The following is a 20,848-nucleotide window of genomic DNA, read 5'->3' as shown; positions in this document are numbered from 1 at the left end:
AATTTAAATTAACAATGCTGATAGACAATAAATCAATAGCAATCGTTGGTGGAGGCCCCGCAGGACTTACACTGGCAAGACTTTTACAGCTGAAAGGAGCTGACGTAAAAGTATATGAAAGAGATCTTAATAAATATGCAAGGGTTCAGGGCTCTCCTCTCGACATGCATGAAGACTCAGGACTGGCAGCCATCCGTAAGGCCGAATTATTGGAAATATTCAAGAAAACATTCCGTCCCGGAGCAGACAGAACACTGATCATGAATGAGAAGGCTCAAATATTCTTTAATGATCATGAAACAAAACCGGCAGAAGATTTTGGACATGAGCATTTCCGTCCGGAAATAGACCGTGGCCCCTTAAGAAACATGCTGCTGGACTCCCTGCAACCTGAAACAGTGATCTGGGACAGTCACTTTCTCTCTATGGAACGTCAAAACGAAGGCTGGTTGCTGCATTTCAAAAATGGAACTACTGCGTATGCCGACCTTGTCATTGCCGGAGACGGAGCCAATTCTAAAATCCGGCCTTATCTTACAGATATTCAACCTGTGTATTCAGGAGTGATCATGCTGGAAGGAAATGTTTCAAAAGAAAATGCTCCTCAGATTGATGCTCTGGTCAAAGGCGGAAAAATAATGGCCTTCGGAAATACCCAAAATATTTTGCTTGGTCAGAAAGGTAATGGAGATCTTGGATTTTATGCAAGCTTTAAAGCCGATGAAAACTGGCCTGCCAGCAGCGGTCTTGATTTTTCTGATAATCTCCAGATGCTGGCATGGTTTAAAACAGAATATTCTGAATGGAGCCCTGTCTGGGAGGAATTATTTGAAAATGCAGTCACTCCTTTTATTCCACGCCTGATTTACTATATGCCTTTTGATCAGACCTGGGAAACTCAATCCAATCTGACTCTGATTGGTGATGCAGCCCATGTAATGCCTCCGTTTGCAGGAGAAGGGGCTAATATGGCTATGCTTGATGCTCTGGAGTTGAGCGAACATTTAACGGATAAAAACTATGAAACTTTACAGGAAGCCATTGCAGATTATGAACAAAAGATGCGCAAGAGAGCTGCCATTGCCACACAGGAATCCCTTGAGAATGGAGAGCGGATGCATTCTGAAAACTCATTAACAACCATGCTTGATTTTTTTAATGGCCATTAAATTCATCATAACAAAGGCTGCCTTCTAGCGAAGACAGCCTTTTCCCTCCTGAAATAATTTATTTCTCCCCGTTTTAGATCCTGATGCGGAGATTCATTTATATTTTATTTTTTGATCAGTTTGGTATTATACGTGTTTTTATCATCTTTTATGGTGATCACATAGACACCTTTTACCAGGGAAGCAACATTGATTTTTTCTTCAACTCTACCCTCCTGGACAAGTCTTCCGTCTGCGCTGTAAATTTTGTAATCTCCTTTACCTTTAAAGTTTTTCACTTCTACAAATGTGTCTGCAGGGTTAGGGTAAACAGATATTTCTGATGATTTTGTGTCTGCTGTTTCTCTCACGGCAAGGGTATTGGCAGTAATCTTCACCGGAAGGTCCATAATACCGCCAGCCTGGCTTGCCAGTTCACCACACACACTGTTCAGAGAACTGGTTGCAAATTTACAAACCACTCTCATCCTTAATGTTTTATCTCCTGAATAGGCAGTTGCCGGCACTGTAAAATTAAAACTGCTCAATCCCGCATTTCCTGCATTTATTGTTGCGGAAGTCTGTCCCACTCTTTCGGTAGCTTCAAATACTCCATTCCTGTTATAATCGATCCATGCAGACAGATTAACCGGAAGTCCGTTTTGCAGCAGGTTTCCTACTCTAGGGGCAACAGTGTAGGTGCTTCCCTGTGTCAAATTAATAATTTTAGTAGCATCTTCACTCAAATCCTTATAAGATCTAGCGGTAAGATCACTGTAATCAATATTAGCCACCGTAAGCTTTAAGATCGCTCCTACATAAGGCGAACCCGAATTTAAAAAACAGTAATCGATCCCAGTTTTTAATCCTTTTGTTTTAAATGTATAATTATTAGAAAATGCTCCTGCAACAGAATTTACTACTGCTGCAACCTGTACTTCATAGTTTGTTTCGTCTTCTAAATTATCCAGGACTACAGAATTTGCCTGACTAACAGCATTAGACCAGTTTGCAGTCCCTGCTTTTCTGTAATTAACAGAATAGGCAGCTCCAGGAACACTGTTCCATGAAACCCTTGCTGTTGTCTTAAAAACTTCAGTATCTATAGTGGATAGCCCTGTAGGTGCTGAAGCAGAAGACGCGGGTGCAGTACCCACAGTAATGGCAGGAGAGACGGCATAGAAAATGTTACCTACAGCTGAGATTCTTAATTTTACAGCTCCGTTTATATTACCGGGCATTTGTATACTATAGCTTCCTGTATTAGGAGTTGCTGCCACAAGATTTGTCCAGTTAGCGCCGTTATCAGAAGTATAATCAATTTTTACGCTGGCTACATTATAAGGGGCAGCATTCGTATTGGCAACATCCCAATAGATTGTATTTACCGCATCATTATACAGTACTGAAGCTGCAGTAAGCCCATTGAATTTGAACGGACCGTCGTTTCCGACTGTCACTGTAGTAGTTGAGCTGGAAACCATCGGACGTTGAGCATTCTGATCTCTAGCCGTTACAGCATAATTTAATGTTCTGGGGATATATGATACCGTTTCCCAGCCCTGTTTATCTGTGAGTACTCCATTCATCACGCTCTCCAGCTTCGGAAAATATCTTCTGCCATTGGGTGTTCCGGGAACAGATCTGGCTAAGGCTCCTTTTGGATTGTATCCCCATCCGCTGTCTCCGGAAATCGTAGAAAATTCATCTGTACTGTCATTCTGTTCCCAGGTATAATTCACAGGATCATTTTCAGCATCCGTAGCAGAAGCTTCAAGATAATAAGCGGTTCCTTTAGGGATATTGTATGCTGACAGCGGATTGATCGCCGGAGCTGTATTATTATTGATATCCTGGGATACTCCGCAATTAAGCTTGTTTTCTAAGTTGGTCAAAACCTGATCAATTGATTTATAATGAAAATATCCATCTGCGTTGGCCTGTACATTATCATAGGTAATCCCTGCATATCCCATAATGGTTGTTCCTCCTCCGGGTTCCACATTGGCTCCCTTATTGGCATCTGTGACAGAAGTATTTGAGAATGTATGATTGGCTCCCAGCTGATGTCCCATCTCATGGGCTGCTGTAAAATCAAACACTTCACCTGTAGGTACAGGTCCCTGTGTATAGGCAGAACCTTTTTGTATATCTGTATTATTGGCCGGATCTGTGCAGACAATTCCAATTCCTCCGGCATTACCGCTCCTTTCCGCATTCTGATTAAGAACATGTCCGATATCATAATTGGCATTTCCTACGGCAGAAGTAAGGGTTTGCTGTAATTGAAGGTTTAAATTACCTGTGTAAGGATCTGTTGCCGGATCAAGATAGATGATCTGAGGAAGATTCTGAACGGTCAGATGAGCTCCAAAGTCACGCTCAAAAACTCCGTTGATACGGGTCATGGTATTATTCATGGCGGCCAGAACAACACCTTTCTTAACATCGTCACTGGCATTGGCCGGAGTTCCTGCAGCTGTCAGCTGATACTGGCTGTATTCCCCGGTAACGGATAATGCCATTCTGAAATCTCTGTATTTTGTATTGGTAGGTCTGCTGGTAATTCCGACTCCGGAAAGCATTTTTTTACCATTCGCTACCAGCTTATTAATATCCTTAAAATCATGTTCCCCTGTATCACATTTAAATCCATGCTCTCCGTCATTCTTTGTTTTATAGAAAACTCCATAGGTCTGTCTATCAGCACTTATAGGTTCTATAAACTGAAAAACACCATCTTTGATGATCATAGACTGCATATCAGCAGGAGAAGTACTGAATCTTAAATACTTGGAAGAATCATCCACTCCAATTCCCACATAAGACCCTAACTGATATTTGTCTGCCAGGGATTTCTCAATTACCGGATTGCTATATACGGCAAATTTTTCAATCTTTCCTTCTACAGTGGGTAAAGAAATAATAACCGGTCTTGCATTTTTCCCTGTTTCTTCTGCATTTTTAAGCATTTCTCTAAGGGACTTCAGGTCTACTCTGTAGGAATACTGAACTTCTACCCCATTTCGGATCTGTGAAGTTTTTTTAGAGACCGTTTCCCATCTCTGAGCATTGAAAACCGTAAAGCATGATGCTAACGCACAAACGAATAAAATTCTTTTTTTCATAGGTATATTTAAAATTATTTTGGATAGTATGTTTAAGCTTTCCATCAAAAAAACAACCAGTATAGTAAAGACGAAAAGAAACTTTTGCTACAAATTCAACAAAAAAGAAGATATCATATTAAATCCGCAACAAAACTCACTACAAAGCTTATTTATTTCTCATAAAAAACAAAAAAAGAAGATACTACACGGATACAGCACTGCTTCAAAATATTGATTTTCAATAAATTATAAATAAATTTTTATTGCTCTCAATTGTAGAACCAGCTCAAGTTAATGCTCCTTTTTAAGCATTGAAAAAGGAGGTAAAAAAATCACATAAGAAAATACTTCTAAATGGCAATGATTAAAATACGGGATAAAAAATGTTAGGATTAAGAAAATTACTCTACTTTTTCAACAATAAAATGTAAAAAACAGCCAAAAACACAAAACACTAACTATCAAGTATTTAAACCTTAAAATACCCGGTGTAGTATCCGTGTAGTACCGTGATTTTTTATGTTTACGTTAAAATTTTTCATATTTGACGCTGAGACCACAAAAAAAATACAAGTGGTGAAAAGAGAATATTTCGAGTGCTGTCTGATGTGATGAATCAGACAGTTTTTTTTTGAATTATTATAAGGTATCGAAAAAATAATAAAGATCTGTTTCTCCCGGAATATTTAATTTTTTCCTGAGCCTGTATTTTTTCTGCTGAACAGTTCTGTGTTGCACCAAAGTATAACTTGCAATTTCTTTGGAAGTAAAATGGAGTTTCAGCATTGCACAAAAAATCAGTTCGGAACTTTCAAGTGCAGGATTAATGGTTAAAAGCTGCTCTATAAAATCAGGATAAACTTCCTTAAAACGATTCAGAAATTCAGGATCATTTTTCTTACCAAGCTCTATAATCTCTTCCTGCTTGTTATCATTCATTCTTATTTTAAGGCTTTCAGCTTCCATGGCAAGAACTTTTTTTCTTTTTCTCAGTACCCTGATAATTCTCCAGGCATATCCTCCCAGCAGACAAAGTCCTGTAAATGACAGGGAAATTATCCAGTATATCCTGCCTTTATGATGATCAGCATCCTTCCGGGTTTCTTCAATAAAGGATTCCATATCCTGATTAATTGTTGCCAGCAAAGATGTATTGGTTTTATAATAAGCATCAGTATAGGCTTTCAAATAAAAATAAGCCTTTTCTTTATCTCCTGTACGCTCATATAACGTCCTGAGGTCATTATAAATATACTTACCATAATAGGCATAGATACGTTTGGTTTTTTCATTGATTTCCAATGCTTTCTTCAGCGCCTCCTCAGCCTTATCATATTGTTTATAGGTTATATAATATTCTCCCATAATTGTATTGGCATATAATGCAATTCCATCTGCCTTACCACTTCTGTTCGCTTTATTATATGCCAGAGTTACATATTTATACGCTGAGTCTTTATTTTTATGCATATAAATATAATCACTTATGGCACAATCCATTAAGCCCGTATTATCCAGCTTGTTTGCTTTGTTAAAAAAAAACAGCGCTTTTTCATATTCTTTTTTCCTGACAAAATAAATTGCCTGCCTGAAATATATACTGAAAAGAAGGTCATTTTTAAGCTCAGAAGAACTGACCTTTTGTATGGAACGCATCGCCTCATTGTTATATTCAAAAGCTTTATCTACTCTTCGGAGCTCAAAATTGAAACGCGCATAAACATTATAAAACCTGGCTTTATGTATGGGATCTTCAGAATCGTCAAGGATATCTTTGGCATTATCAAAAAGGACCTGGGATTTCTGATAGTTTTCCAGTGAAATATTAAGCTCTGCCAGATTAATATAGCAAAGGGCTTTTCCATCTGAATAATTCATCTTATCAGCCTTTTTATAATAGCTTTTATTGAGGTTAATCAAAGAATCATATTCTCCGGCAAGCCTGAATTTTTCGTTCTTTTTCAGCAGGGAAATATCAAAATTCTTTTCAGTCTCTTTCCTGGAACTGGAATGACACGACATTAAAATGATAAGTAAAACAGAAAGAAAAATACGGATCATATGTTTCTCTATTTAAGCTGGATTTTTTTATACTTATTTTAGGGTGATATTTCAGGTTTAATGCAAACTTTTCATTGGCTGGTTTATGAGATCAGCAATAACCTTTCCATAAAACAGGATTTGACAGCTTTTATTGTGATGATTCTCTTTATTGGGGCAGATTTTCAAAAAACTCATAAATATCTGTTTCTCCGGGAATATTCAGTCGCTTCCTGATTCTGTATTTTTTCTGCTGAACAGATCTGTGCTGTACAAAAGTAAAATCTGCAATTTCCTTGGCTGAAAACCGCAGTTTCAGCATAGCACAGAAGCTCAGTTCTGAATTTTCAAGATCAGGGTTGATATCTAGAAGTACTTTTACAAAATCAGGATATAACTCTTTGAACTTCAATAAAAAGGCAGAATCATTGCTTCTGGCAAGTTGAATGACTTCTTCCCGCTGTTTTGTATGTACATGGTTTTTTAGATCTTCTGTCTGTTTTTTTAAGCGGTTCTTTTTCTGTCTCTGTACATGGATTACTTTCCGGACATATACTCCTGAAACAGTAAGCACAGTAATTGACAGAGCGATAAATAATGGAAGATCATTTTTATGCCAGTCTGATTCCTGCTTCACTTCTGAAATAAAATCCTCGGTAGCTTTATTCATAGCAGCAAATCTTGCCGCATCAAATCTTCCCTCTTCTTCCATATATTTTTTAAGATAGAAATAAGCCTTACCTCCGTCATTCTTTTTCTTATACAGATCAGCAAGTGCTTTGTAAACTTCTTTTATATGTGAAGAATAGGTACGCCTTGTCCTAATATTAATTTCCAGAGCTTTTTTAAGGCACTTCTCAGCCTGTTCACTATTATTTATTTCATTGTAATAATAGCCCATTGTATAATACACCCACAGTGATTCTACGTCGGTCGTTTTCTGGCTCAGCATTTTTTCATCTGATCTGGCGATATATATTCCAGCAGAATCAGGTTTGTGGATAAACAGATAGTATTGTGCCACCATGCAGTTGCTGTAGGCAGAATTTTCAAGTAAATTTGCTTTGATGAAACATTTTAAAGAAGTTCCAGACCACCCTTTCCAGGCATAATAAATCCCTTTATTGATATAAAGTCTTGGAAGGAGTTTTTGAGTCAGTGTTGTCTTTTTGGCCTGTTTTAAGTAATAAAATGCTTTATCATTACATTCTATCGCCTTATCATTTATTTTAAGATGAGAATAATACAGGCTATAATCGTCATAGAATGTCGCTTTATGAAACATATTTCCTGACTTTACCAGATCTTTCTCTGCTTTATTAAAGAAAAAACGGGCTTTTTCATAATTGCCTGCCGAAATATTTACGTCAGCCATATTCAGATAGCATAGACCTTTTCCTGCTGTATATTTCATCCTGGCAGCTTTTTTCAGATATTCTATATTGAGCCGGATAAGCGCTTCATATTCACCGGAAAGCTGCAACTGTGAACTTTGGGTCAATAAAGAAACGTCAAAATCTGCTCTTTCTTTATCCCTGAAATCAGGTCCGCATGAAAGCATGCTCCAACATAACCCTATGGAGATTACAGAGGATATCATTTTCTTTATGCTGGTCAACGGTGTGTTTGTATTCTTAAAAATGATCAATATAATTTTTCCCATCAGCACTGCTTTTCCCTATATCTACCTACGCATATTTAATTAAATATGTTGATAATTTTCTACTGCTATTTTAATATTTTTCCCTAATATGTGTTATAAATATACATAATTTATCATGCTTATCATGAAATAAGATGCATATTTTGCAAAAATGTAATATTCAGATAAGGATTTTATTTTTTCTTTATACAATCAGTTTTTTAAAGTTTTCAGGCTGTTTGTGCAGGAAGTTCTGCTATAAAAAAGTTGTTGTATATATAATAAGACTGTCTGAAATAGAATTTGTTACAAATACAATCAGGAATTAGGCAATGGGTAAAGTTCAACATTTTCCGGATTATAAGTTTTAAGATGGGTTTCAAAGGAATTCTAATAAATTAATCCAAATACAAAAAGGACAAATCATAAAATGATTTGCCCTTTCCCATGAATTTTTACTACAAAATTCATTTTTTATAATCTATTATGTGTTTTTATCTGCAGTCATACTAATAAGATTTCACAAATTCTGTATAGCAGATTAATTTTATTACATAAAGTATAAGGTAAAACTAAATTTTACCTTTTCTCAAATTCAAAAAAATGACTTTAAGGCCTTTTCTTCTGAGCATAGTTGATTGCCCATGCCATTAAATTGAGAAAAAGGTGTGAGTTATATGTTATCACCTGTCCGTAAGTATTCGGAATGGCAACAGTAACTCCATTAGTCGTCCTAAATTTGGCAGGCCAGTTGTAGGGCTGAACTCCTTCGTTAGCAACAAAAGGACCTCCATCACCAAAAAAAGCAAAACCATTATCTTTACCAACAAATGCTCTAATGCTGCTATCATCCACACCATCATATGCAATAACATTCGCTTTATCAAATGGGAATCCCGCGATTGTAAATCTGAAATTCCAGCCGGAATCTCTTCCCAGGGCTTTCCCTGTGAGATTCATAAATGGACCATTGGTGATCATATTGTTCGTATCCTGAATTCTATCAATAACGATGCTGTTATCATTATCAGTAACCTCCATCAGATTATCGTTAAAAATTAATCGCGCCAAATCTCTGGCTGCTCTGTTCCTTGGTGAAGCAGCTGCATCTCCATCTGAGGAATAAATAAGCACTCCCCCCTTCGCTACATAATCTGCTAAAAACTGCCTTTCCTCACTGGTGTATGCTATATAATTAAACTGAACCAATACAATATCAGGATTGAATGTTGTAAACTGTGACTGTTGTGAAGCGCCTAAACTGGTAAGTAGTAAAAATTCAAAGCCATTGATAGGATATGTTGCTGACTGATTGTTACCAAAATAATTACTGCCGCCCAAAACTTTATTAAGAAGGTTATCAGTTCTTGCAATGTTATATAAATTATTGTAATTATCAGAAAGTCCGATAATTTTCATTTTCCTTGCGGCAACTTTTATATGAATAGGACTGTTACTGCAGCTGACTTTTCCCAACGAAATATTGGTTGTCAATACAAATGCATCATTTCCATTCATAACAGGTTTTCCTGTTCCTATTAAAGTAACCTGTTGTACTCCTCCGGACAATACTCCTTTGGCACTAAAGGAATAGCCATTTACTGCAGATGTAGAAATTTCATAAAGAGCCCCTGCCGCCGCCGCAGGTGATGTTATATTTAAAGCGATGGTATTTCCTGCTGTAAGCTCTTTACCAGCAATATACTGACCATTGACTATTGTGCTTGAGCAATTGATCGTAAATTCAGGAATAATGGTGGAATCTTCAACTGAAATTTTTAAGGTATCACAAAGTAGTTGTTCATAATTATAAATTAAAATCTGATCCCCAGCTCCTCCTGAAGGGGTTGCATTGATTGGAGTTCCATAGCCTGGAACCTCTATGGTGAAGGTTCCTGCCTCCAATACCTCTCCTTCCACCTGGAAGCTGTACCCATTACTATTGGCAGTTTTAGCTGTTATATGATAATACCCTGGTTTCGTAACAGTTATTTTCATCCGGAGAAAATCAGAAGAAGTAAGTTCTTTACCGGTAGTATATTTACCTTTAATTTCTATCTGTGTACAATCCATTGTGAAAACAGCTTTCCCCTGTTTGCCACAAAGGCTTTTCCATTCATTTTCTGTACTGTTCCAGTAATTGTAACAGTTTTCATCCGTATTAAATATTAATAAACTATTTTCCTTGATTCCGGGAGACATCTTATTTCTCTGGTTCTCTGTTAATCTTGGAATCAGTATTCCGGTATCGTTATTTTTCGAGACAATATCCAATGTCGACATTTTGTTGGGTGATTGCGTATTTATTCCTACCTGTGACAAAAGGAATGAGCTATACGTTGTTATAAGTAATAAAAATAATTTTGTACTGATACTCTTGTGCATAATCGCTTATTTTAATAGTGATACTGAAGAAAGGATGGCCATCTTTTCATATTGTCAGTTTTTTAGATAAATGGTTTAAAAGGCAAGTCGAGAAATTCTCTAAAAATGATAACAACAGTATAGTAAGGTTACATTTTTTTAAATTTCTGTACAGGATACGGGATCTCTGATATAAAGGTCCTGGGTCTGAAACTGTTGAGTATTTATCTGCTCTTTCAAGTACTACAGGTTCGCAAGAACGCCTGATGAAGACTTTATCTATTCCGGATCTTCTGTAGACTTGTCAATCCAATTCGTTTTATTTCAAAATCCATGGATTAATTGTAGATAAAAAGAATTCTTAAAACTCCTTTTATTTCATAGTGCAAAACTATTACTCAAATATTAGTAACAGTTAAGAGCAAAATTAAAGTTTAATTAGAGACATATTACAGTGTAATTAAAATTGAGAATCAGCTCTTTTTCTGTTCACAAAGATGATCGTGAGTGCTTTTAAGATCTTTCAGCGTCAGTTTTCCAGTCAATATCCTGAGATTTTAACTGAACTATATATCTATCTAACAAGGCATTGCATTCATTAATTTTCTAAATCACAATTACAACAGTACAAAAAAGAGTCTCAAAAAGCTTTAACTAAAAAAAGAGCTTTGGTTAATTTTATCATACACCAGTAAAAAACATTCAAAAAATATAAACAAGACATATATAATATATGTTTTGATCTTATGGGATTCATACATCATCATTTCCAATATGAACCTATAATTTTACGAATATTCACAAACAGAATTCATTTTCACTAATCATTGAGATAATTCTTAATGAAGAACTTTTTCCTATGAAAAAAACAAATATTTTACTTACCGGAATAACGGGAATATTGGGAAGACATATCTTCTATGAACTCCTGCATGAATATGCAAATAATAAAAAAAAGGGAACACTGATTGTTGTTATAAGACCCAAGGCAGGGCAGACTGCGTATGAACGATTACGATCTATTGTGAGGCATCGTTTCAGACCAGCATATTTAAATAATTATACTGAAAATGAGCTGTTACAGTATGTTATATCAATTGAATCAGACATTGAGGCACTGGATAACACACACTTCACCACCCTGGAGAGCTATGACAATCTCTATGTAATTCATGCCGCTGCAGAAACCGACTTATCCAACACTTCCACCGCTCATGAAAAAATATTTGTCAATAATTATTTAGCCTCCAAACATTTACTGGAATGGTGTTCTCCCAATCTATATAAGTTTATTTTTATCAGTACCACTTTCTCAATAGGTCATTATGATCCTGTGGTCTATGATCAGTATATTTCATTTGATGCCAATAACCATCCGGTACTGAAGCCAATATTATCCCACCGGATTCCTTATGAAGAGTTCAAAATAAAAATGGAACAGGAGCTTATACAGTATTGCCAGCAGCAAGAAAAGAAATGGCAGATCATAAGGCCTTCCACTATATGCGGACGCATGCTCGATGAGCCATTATATTACACCCCTGAGTTTAATGTATTTTACTTATTAGGTAAGTTTCTGTTAGCATGCTCTTCCACAGACATTATTCACAGAGGGGAAACATTCAGAATTGAATCAAATCCTACAGGCACTATGAATATTGTCCCTGTTGATTATGTAGCCAAAACAATAATCCGTGCATTTGAAAACGATGCCATTGACCAACTGAATGCAGTGAGCCAGCGTCAGGTCTCTGTTGCCTATTTACTTCAATCCATCTGCAGTTATACAGGAGTAAAATGTGAGTTGACAGAACACCCTCCCTTATGGGAAACGATGACGGAAGCAGAAAAGCAGTATTATGAAGTAATGGCTCCCATACTGTCTTATTATTTAACCTTACCTGTTCATCAGTTTGATACAAGTACACTCAAAGAAATCATGACAGATATTCCTGATATAGATGTTGAAAAAGGGCTGAAGGATTTATATGCGTTTGCTTACGAAAATGAATTCAGATCACTTTAGACTATTTTAAAGAAGAAACTTACCCTAATCATTTAAAATAAGATATGAAACAAAAAAAAATTGCCATTATTGGAATTGGTTGCCGATATGCCGGAAATATGAACAATGCTGAAAGTTTCTGGAATCAGTTGAAAAACTGTAAAGATGCTGTAACTGATGTTCCGGCAGACAGATGGAATTTGGACAAATTCTATGATCAAAATGAAGATGCCCCGGGAAAAATGTATACCAAACGGGGGGCATTTTTGAAAGAAAGTATTTATGACTTTGATTATAATTTTTTTGGCATTTCTGCCAGGGAAAGTATGACACTTGATCCTCAGCAAAAACTTTTGCTTGAAATAGCATATGAAGCATTTGACGATGCTGGGCTTGATATTCATATGCTCAAAAAAACAAAAACCGGAGTCTTTATTGGAGGATTTATGCTGGACAATTTATTGTTACGGACTTCAGGTGACACCTTGAGATACATCAACACGCATACACCTACGGCCGGTACAGCTACCTTACTTTCTAACAGGCTATCCCACACTTTCGACCTGATGGGCCCTTCCTTTAGCGTTGATACAGCCTGTTCTTCATCTATGGTAGCTGTTCATCTGGCTTGTCAGGCTATTAAAAATAATGAAACTGAACTTGCCATTGCAGGAGGAGTCAATATAATGATCAATCCTGTGGCCAGCATATTGATGAGCAAAGGAAAATATCTGGCTAAAGATGGCCGCTCCAAGGCTTTTTTCGAACAGGCTGACGGGTATGGAAGAGGTGAAGGTGCCGGTATGATCGTATTAAAAGAGCTGGATAAAGCTATAGAAGACAATGATATTATTTATGCTGTAATTGAAAGCACTGCAATTAACCAGGACGGAAGAACAGAAGGGATCTCCCTTCCCAATCAGGAAGCTCAAATCAATGTTATTAAAGACGCTCTTAAGGCAGGTAATATCTCTCCAGCTTCCATTGATTATATAGAGGCTCACGGTACCGGCACAAAAGCAGGTGACCCAATTGAACTGGGAGCTTTAGGCAGTATATATGGCAAAGATAGAACAGCGCCCCTGCCTGTCGGTTCTGTAAAAATAAATATCGGACATACAGAAGCGGCTTCCGGTATTGCCGGAATTATAAAAGCTGCATTGGTACTGAAAAACAAAGAAATTTTACCTCATATGAATCTTGGGCCCCTGGCCACCAATATACCTTTTGAGCAGCTCAACATCAATATTCCGCTACAAGGAGACAGCTGGTATTCAAAAACGCGGCCTGCTTATGCTGCTGTCAATTCTTTTGGTTATGGAGGAACAAACGGTCACGCCATTTTATCAGGGTTCGATCCCATCTCTGCTCCTGTTCCTAAAGAACAACCTCAGCCATATCAATTTGTTATTTCAGGAAAATCATTAAAATCACTGAAAGAAAATGCCTCTAATTTGTTACAATTCCTTGAAGATAAGAAGGATATATCCTTAAGTAATTTAGCATATACCTTAACCCGGAGAAAAACCATACACGAGTTTGCCTGGTTACTGGAAGCTGAAACCCAGGAGGAATTAATATATGCTCTGGAACTAAAATTACAGAAAGAGGAATACCCTAAAGCATCTGCAACCAATGACCAAAGATTGGTATGGGTATTTACAGGCATGGGGCCCCAGTGGTATGATATGGGAAAAGAGCTGTACAATGAGAATACTATATTTAGAGATACTCTGGACAAATGTGACGCTCTTTACAGTGCTGTTGCCGGTTATTCACTGCTTGCTGAAATGCAAAAGCCAGAGGCCCTATCTCAGATTACAAAAAACAATTTGGCTCAACCTGCTAATTTTTTTATACAAATAGGGTTAAGCGAGATGCTGGCATCGAAAGGAGTTCATCCGGATGCAATAATTGGGCATAGCGTAGGAGAAGTTGCTGCTGCAGTGGTTGCTAAAGCGATAACATTGGAAGACGGAGTCCGCATGGTGTATCAAAGAGGGAGAATCCTTCAAAAAATAGCAGGGAAAGGTACCTTGCTGTCCGTAGGACTAAGCTTTGAGAAGGCTACGTATTATCTGCAGTCATTTCCTGATCTGGAAATAGCAACCATTAATTCTCCTCAGTCTCTAACGATTGCCGGCACTGAAAATGACTTAAGCCTACTCGACAGAAAGCTCACCATTGATGGTGTTTTCTCAAAATTTGTACGGGTAGAAGTTGCTTACCATTCTTCACAGGCTGAAGAATTGAAAGAGGAATCTATGGAAGCATTTTCCTTTGTAAAGCCCACTTTACCTACAATCCCATTATACTCCACTGTAACTGCCGAACTTGTAGACTCAGTGATCCATAATACTGATTACTGGTGGATGAATATACGGTATGAGGTATTTTTCAGTCAGGCTCTTGGAAAGCTTATTCAGCAAGGATATACCAATTTTATGGAAATTGGCCCTCATCCGGTGTTAAGCGGTTCTATCAGAGAAATTGCCGCAGATAAAGGGACAAGGGTAAATACTTTTTACACCTTAAAACGTCACACAGAAGAAAATGCTTCCATCAATACTAATATAGAAGGACTGATAGGTGCTGGTATTAAAGTAGAGTTAAATTCCGGGCTTAAAGCTCAGGTGATCAGATTACCTGCTTATGCCTGGGATAAAGAATATTGCTGGACACAAGCTGCTGAAATCAGTAATTACTTAACTGGTGAGAATAATCCAAATCCTTTTTTGCAAGAAAAACTGGAAGGTCCCGATATTTGTTGGAAAACACAGGTCAACAGGCCGGCACTATCCTACCTCAAAGACCACCAGATCGGAAACAGCATTATTTTTCCGGGAGCCGGCTATATAGAAAGTATATTATCTGTACTATCCACTAAGTCAAACTCAGGAACATTCATTATTGAATTTATAGAATTCATCTCGCCTTTATCTTTTAGAGAGGGAGAATTTCCAGAGCTTTTTACAGCGCTAAATTCTGACGGTGCTTATTCTATTTCATCTAAAATCAATGATAACTGGACCGTTCATTCAAAAGGGATTGCATGGGCTTCGGACAAATTTGTTCCTTTACCTGCCAAAGACATTTATGCATTACTCCTATTTCCTGATGTCTTCAGTAAAACTGACGCTTATAATTATTTTGCATCGATTGGATTAAATTATCAGGCAGCTTTTCAAACGATTTCATCTTATTCATTTTTTAATGGCAATGAGATTTTTTCTGTTTTACACAATACAACAACAGAAACATCAGATACACAGTCTATTTTACATCCTACGATTCTGGATGGAGCATTTCAGTCTCTTTTATTACTGTCAGCCAATACTCATCCAGGTAAAACCTATTTACCCGTTAAAATTGATAGCATTAAGGTGTTTGCTCCTTTGCCTTCTACCGTCTATTGTATAGCACAGATCACTGAAGAAAATATAAATAATCTTTCAGGAAATTTACAGCTGCTCGACCAAAACGGAAACATATTGGCTGACATTCAGGGCTTATTCTGTAAAAAGGCTCAGGTCAGCAGTGAGATCAGCCAACAGCAAAACTGGATCTACAAATATAGTTTTGCTCCATATCAGCTTAGTGGGAATAATGATTTTGTGAATATCCCCTTATTGGCTACCGGTGATTATTCGGTATTTAACAGTCTTTCTTTTCCTCCCGCATTTCCTGTTGAGTTTGTCCCGATCAGTGAATTAGATTCAATAGAAAATAAAGAATTTCAGCTATTATATCTGGCATCTGGCGGGGAAAAAAATAGTGAAACTGATTCCTCAGCTGATTACCATCAACTGATTACATTACTGCAACATCAGGGTGTAAAGAAACATCTGAAGCGTTTATTGCTATTGGTACAATATGGTCTTGCTGATGAAACGGTTCCTGTAGTGGAGAAAATAAATCCCCATCACACAGCACTGGCCGGTTTTGCCAGGGTAGTTGCTATTGAGACTCCTGATATACAATTAAAAACAATCGATATACAAAGTCCGCTGAATGAAAATGAATTACAGACACTTTTACAAAGTTCATTTGAAGAAGAAGAACTGATTTATACACAGTCCGGATGGAATCAGGGTAAATTGGTTTTGGATGATGTTTCTTTTCCGCAAAGAGCCAAAAGCGCAGCAAAGAAGAAGCCCGGTCAGGCGTTCAGTTTCGATATATTACAAAAAGGCAAAATTGACAGTCTGGTTTTCAGAAACATAGAAATTGAAAACCCCGGCATCCACGAAGTACAAATCGAAGTCGCTGCATCTTCCCTTAATTTTAAAGACGCTATGAAGGCAATGGGACTATTAAATGAAGCAGCGCTGGAAAATACCCTCTTCGGAACTCATTTTGGAATGGAAGGCGCTGGTATTATCACCCGGTTACATCCATCCGTTACCGAATTTAAAGTTGGGGATAGAGTTTATTTCAACGGTAATGGTTTGAGAACCCATATTAATGTACACCGTGATTTTGTACACAAGTTGCCTGACCACATTTCTTTTCAGGAAAGTTCAACTTTCCTGGTTTACCTTACTGCCTGGATTACATTGATTGAACTCGGACATTTACAAAAAGGAGAACGTATCCTTATTCATGCAGCCGCAGGCGGTGTAGGATTGGCCGCTTGCAATATAGCATTAAGTAAGGGGGCAAAAGTATTTGCAACTGCGGGTACTGATGAAAAAAGAGCGCTATTGAAAAAAATGGGCATTGAACACCTGTATGATTCAAGATCACTAAATTTTTATGACGAAATATTAAGGGATACTAATGGAGAAGGGGTTGATATGGTATTAAATTCACTGGCTGGCCCTGCTTTACACAGAAGCTTACGTCTTATCCGTACTTCAGGAAGGTTTATAGAAATAGGCAAACAGGACATTACAAGCAATTATAAATTATCACTTCTTCCCTTCAACAAAAGTATACAGTTTATTGCTTTCGATCTTGATAAAAGTTTCCTCATATCACCTCTTCGTTTTCGGGATTCTTTTGACAACTTCCTTCAGGCTTATTCTGAAAAACAATTGCCACCACTTCCCTATGAGGTTTTTATGGCAGGACAGAGCAGGGAAGCATTTAAAAAATTAGCTTCCGGGACTTATTCCGGAAAAGCAGTCATCGATTTTACAGACCAGACACTTGAAACCGTTCCTGAAGTAAAAGAAAGCTTAAGCTTTAAGGAAGATGAAAGTGTTTTAATCACCGGAGGTTGTAGTGGTTTTGGACTGAGAACTGCGCTATGGTTTGCAGAACAAGGGGTGAAACATCTGATTCTGGCGAGCAGAAAAGGCCAGATCGCTCATGAGGAAAAAACGATCCAGGAAAAAATAGAATCCTACGGCTGTAGAGTTTATCCACTTCAATTAGATGTTACCGATGAATATTCTGTTAAAAGTGCTGTACGTTTTTCTGCTGAGAAAGATCTGCATTTGATTGGTATTATTCATGCAGCAGCTGTACTTGAAGACTGTCTTGTGGAAACAATTACCCCAGCTGTTTTTGACAAGGTATTTCTGCCTAAAGCACAAGGTGCATTATACCTCCATGAGCAAACCAAAGATATCCCGTTAAAGTTTTTTGTATGCTATTCATCCGGATTAAGCTACACAGGTAATCCGGGACAGCTGGCTTACGTTACAGCCAACTCCTTTTTAGATGGACTTGCATTAGACAGGATAAGACAGGGATTGCCGGCAACCAGCATCAGCTGGGGGGCTATTGCCGAAACAGGTATGGTAGCAAGAACAAAAATGGCACAGACACATTTGAATAATATTGGTTTTAAACTTATATCTCCGGTATTCGGACTCAACATCATGGGTGATGCCCTAAAGAATTTCCAGAATCATATTGGCATTATCGATGTAGACTGGAATACAATGACAGACTCACTTCCGGGTTCCTGGAAAAGATTAAGCGGCTTGCTTGATAAACAACAGCACGAATCTTCATCTCCTTTTGTACGTCATCTTTTTACCATGGAAGAGACAAAATGGGATGATACTATGATAGAAGGGATCAAGGATTTAATTGCTGAGATTACCGGAGGGAATAAAGATGTTTTAACTCCCGATACCAAATTAACAGATCTTGGATTTGATTCTATAATGTCAGTTGAATTAGTTGTAGCCATTCAATCTAAAATGGGCATTAATTTATCCATTATGGAAATACTTGGCGCGACTACTATTGTCCAGCTGGCACAGATTACTAAAGCAAAGATCCTCATTCATAAATCTGCATTAAAATAACCATGAAGGTTCTGTAACTGGGATTACCTTGCTATCAATAGTTAAATCTGGATTTTCAATAATTGTGAAAATCCAGATTTTTTATTTGCCGGTTGATCTGCAGTATTCAATGCCAATCTGCAGAATAATATCAGAAATTGTTTAAAAGTTCTTTTGTTCAGAACTTTTAAAGCCTTTACTTCCAAATACTTGAGAAACAACCTGCAATTACTAAAATTTGTCAAAAAAAGTAATGGTATTATGAAAAGAAAGATTTTATTTGTTATTCCCTGTAACAATTCTTTAGGAAGTTTTCTCACTGAAACATTTCGTCCTTATTTTATTTTTATAAAAAATAAATATTCAGTTGACTTTGCGGTAAGCCAGGAACAAAGTCTATCCAGAATCAGTAGAACAAACGATCTGCTTGATATTAGTTTTCTCAATGGAGGGTATTATAAGAAAACATTTTCTCTCGAAGAAATCAATGTAGAAAATTATAGTGCTGTTTATATTCCGGGAGGGCTTGCTCACATGATAAATAATAGGAAACTGCAGAATTTTTTACTCAATATGTATGAAAAAGGAGTTGTAATTGGATTAATATGCAACGGCCCCATTTGCTTGCTCAATATCAAGTTAAGCAATAACGAATATCTGATAAAAGGAAAATACCTGACTTGTCTTAGCAACCAGGAAGAAAAAGATTATCAGACAGACACTCCCTTTTTTTTAGAGACAGCGTTAATAGAAAGAGGAGCTAAATACAGTTCTGCAGCTCCCTGGAAATCTCATATAGTAATTGATGGAAAACTGATCACAGGACAAAATCCGGCATCTGGAAGACTTGTAGCAGAAGCTATTATTTCAGTTTTAGAAAATAAATGACAAACACTGTAACCTGTTTAATAGGAACAGTAATAATAATGTGTTATTCAGAATTCGAAATTAATAATGATTAAAAAATAAAAAATGATACTAGAAAATTTTAAAATAAAAGAAACGATGAAGGGTGTTTCATTACTATTAATAAGGCTAATTGTCGGATATGGTTTCTATAATGCTGGTTTTATGAAAATATTAGATGCTCCGTCCAATGCTATGTGGTTTGAAAGTATCGGCATTCCATTTCCAGTTGTTAATACATGGTTGTCAGGATGTATAGAGCTGATTGGGTCAGTTTTCCTTATATTAGGTATATTTACAAGAAGTACGTCCATTATTTTAATTTTTGTAATGCTGACTGCTATTTTTACAGCCCACCTGGGGAATGGCTTTTCCGCGGCAAACAATGGATATGAAATAAATGTATATTATATTATTATGTTGTATACCCTCATAGAGTATGGATCTGGAAAACATAGTTTACCATCTTTTCTCTCTCATAAAAAAATAAAGAAAGTAATTGATAAATGATACTTAGGTATTTTAATACGTAAATAATAAAAAATGATAGAATCTGTAAGAAAAGCGTTATTAATCTTGGAATATGTTGCTCAAAATGGAAATAATGTTCGTCTTCAGGATGTAGCCAATTCATTGGATATGAAGAAAAACACGGTTCATAGCTTTTTTAAAACGTTTACTGAACTGGGATACATGGAAAAAAATGATGGAACACCAAGATATAGGATTAATTCTAATATTAAGAATCTAATCCCCCCATCTGCAGATGTTTTTAAATTAAAGCAATATTTCCGCCCTATTCTGAAAAAAATAACTGAAAAAACGGGAGAGACCTCTTATTTAACAGTTCAGAAAGGAAGTTCAATATGTCACGAACTTATCTGTGAGCCTGATCGTAATGTTAAAATTTCTCTGGAGCCAGGTAAAGATACGCATCTCAAAAATTCTGCATTGGGAAATATTTTTATCACGTATTCTATGCATTTAAAAAAGATGGTATCAGGAGAAAACTGCTCAAAGGAAGATCTAAGGTTATTAAATGAAAAAATAGCATTCATTCAGCAGAATGGTTTTGCTATTGAAACTGAGCAGTTCAAAAAGGGACAAAATTGTATTGCTGTTCCTATATTCGAAGGAATGCGTCTGGTCGCAGCCATTGGTATATCAGGGTCGTCCGATACATTCAATCAACATGAAATGTTCAAAGCTGTCAGGCTTATTCAATCATACTTATCTAAAATAGAGTTTTAAAACAAGCGTTACCTACAAAAAAAAGAATCTTATATAAGCTGGATTTCAGGTTTAGTAACCATAGATAAAATTAGATATCATCTCTGATTTTACTTTGATTGCATTTCTCATTTTTAAATTTAATAAACATCAAAAAGCAG

Annotated in this window: 10 protein-coding genes; 6 read left to right on the top strand and 4 right to left on the bottom strand. The window is 36.8% G+C overall.

The window, feature by feature from the left end; genetic code table 11:
- Window positions 1–14 precede the first annotated feature (14 nt).
- A complete protein-coding gene (locus CRS_RS01130; RefSeq protein ID WP_142722262.1) occupies window positions 15–1,169 on the top strand; it encodes an NAD(P)/FAD-dependent oxidoreductase in 1,155 nt (384 codons plus the stop codon).
- Between the two features lie 104 nt (window positions 1,170–1,273).
- Here CRS_RS01130 and CRS_RS01125 read toward each other — a convergent pair whose 3' ends face one another.
- The 4 genes from CRS_RS01125 to CRS_RS01110 form a co-directional block, all read right to left on the bottom strand.
- Window positions 1,274–4,276 (bottom strand): reprolysin-like metallopeptidase, encoded by a 3,003-nt coding sequence (locus CRS_RS01125; protein WP_172616974.1) that lies wholly within the window; start codon window positions 4,274–4,276, stop codon window positions 1,274–1,276.
- Window positions 4,277–4,897: 621 nt separating this feature from the next.
- Entirely contained in the window at window positions 4,898–6,319 is a 1,422-nt protein-coding gene (locus CRS_RS01120) for a hypothetical protein (RefSeq protein ID WP_142722260.1), read from the bottom strand.
- Window positions 6,320–6,467: 148 nt separating this feature from the next.
- Window positions 6,468–7,961 carry a tetratricopeptide repeat protein gene (locus CRS_RS01115; protein WP_142722259.1) on the bottom strand — a complete coding sequence of 498 codons (1,494 nt, stop codon included), beginning with the start codon at window positions 7,959–7,961 and terminating at the stop codon, window positions 6,468–6,470.
- Window positions 7,962–8,549: 588 nt separating this feature from the next.
- Window positions 8,550–10,325 carry a hypothetical protein gene (locus CRS_RS01110; RefSeq protein ID WP_142722258.1) on the bottom strand — a complete coding sequence of 592 codons (1,776 nt, stop codon included), beginning with the start codon at window positions 10,323–10,325 and terminating at the stop codon, window positions 8,550–8,552.
- Between the two features lie 838 nt (window positions 10,326–11,163).
- On the opposite strand from CRS_RS01110, the gene CRS_RS01105 reads away from it, so the two are divergent.
- The 5 genes from CRS_RS01105 to CRS_RS01085 all read left to right on the top strand — a co-directional run bounded on the left by CRS_RS01105 (window position 11,164) and on the right by CRS_RS01085 (window position 20,708).
- Entirely contained in the window at window positions 11,164–12,330 is a 1,167-nt protein-coding gene (locus CRS_RS01105; RefSeq protein ID WP_142722257.1) for an SDR family oxidoreductase, read from the top strand.
- Window positions 12,331–12,374: 44 nt separating this feature from the next.
- Window positions 12,375–18,572, top strand: coding sequence for a type I polyketide synthase (locus CRS_RS01100; protein WP_142722256.1), 6,198 nt, complete (start codon window positions 12,375–12,377; stop codon window positions 18,570–18,572).
- Between the two features lie 240 nt (window positions 18,573–18,812).
- Window positions 18,813–19,439, top strand: coding sequence for a type 1 glutamine amidotransferase domain-containing protein (locus tag CRS_RS01095; protein ID WP_142722255.1), 627 nt, complete (start codon window positions 18,813–18,815; stop codon window positions 19,437–19,439).
- 84 nt (window positions 19,440–19,523) lie between these two features.
- The gene (locus CRS_RS01090; protein ID WP_142722254.1) at window positions 19,524–19,967 is read left to right on the top strand and encodes a DoxX family protein; all 444 of its coding nucleotides are present in this window, start codon (window positions 19,524–19,526) and stop codon (window positions 19,965–19,967) included.
- 33 nt (window positions 19,968–20,000) lie between these two features.
- Entirely contained in the window at window positions 20,001–20,708 is a 708-nt protein-coding gene (locus CRS_RS01085) for an IclR family transcriptional regulator (protein WP_142722253.1), read from the top strand.
- Window positions 20,709–20,848: the final 140 nt, after the last annotated feature.

It is taken from the genome of Chryseobacterium sp. ON_d1, assembly GCF_006829085.1.
Lineage (GTDB): Bacteria > Bacteroidota > Bacteroidia > Flavobacteriales > Weeksellaceae > Chryseobacterium.
Note: the sequence above shows the minus strand (reverse complement) of the source record. Positions and strands in the feature narration are given on the sequence as shown.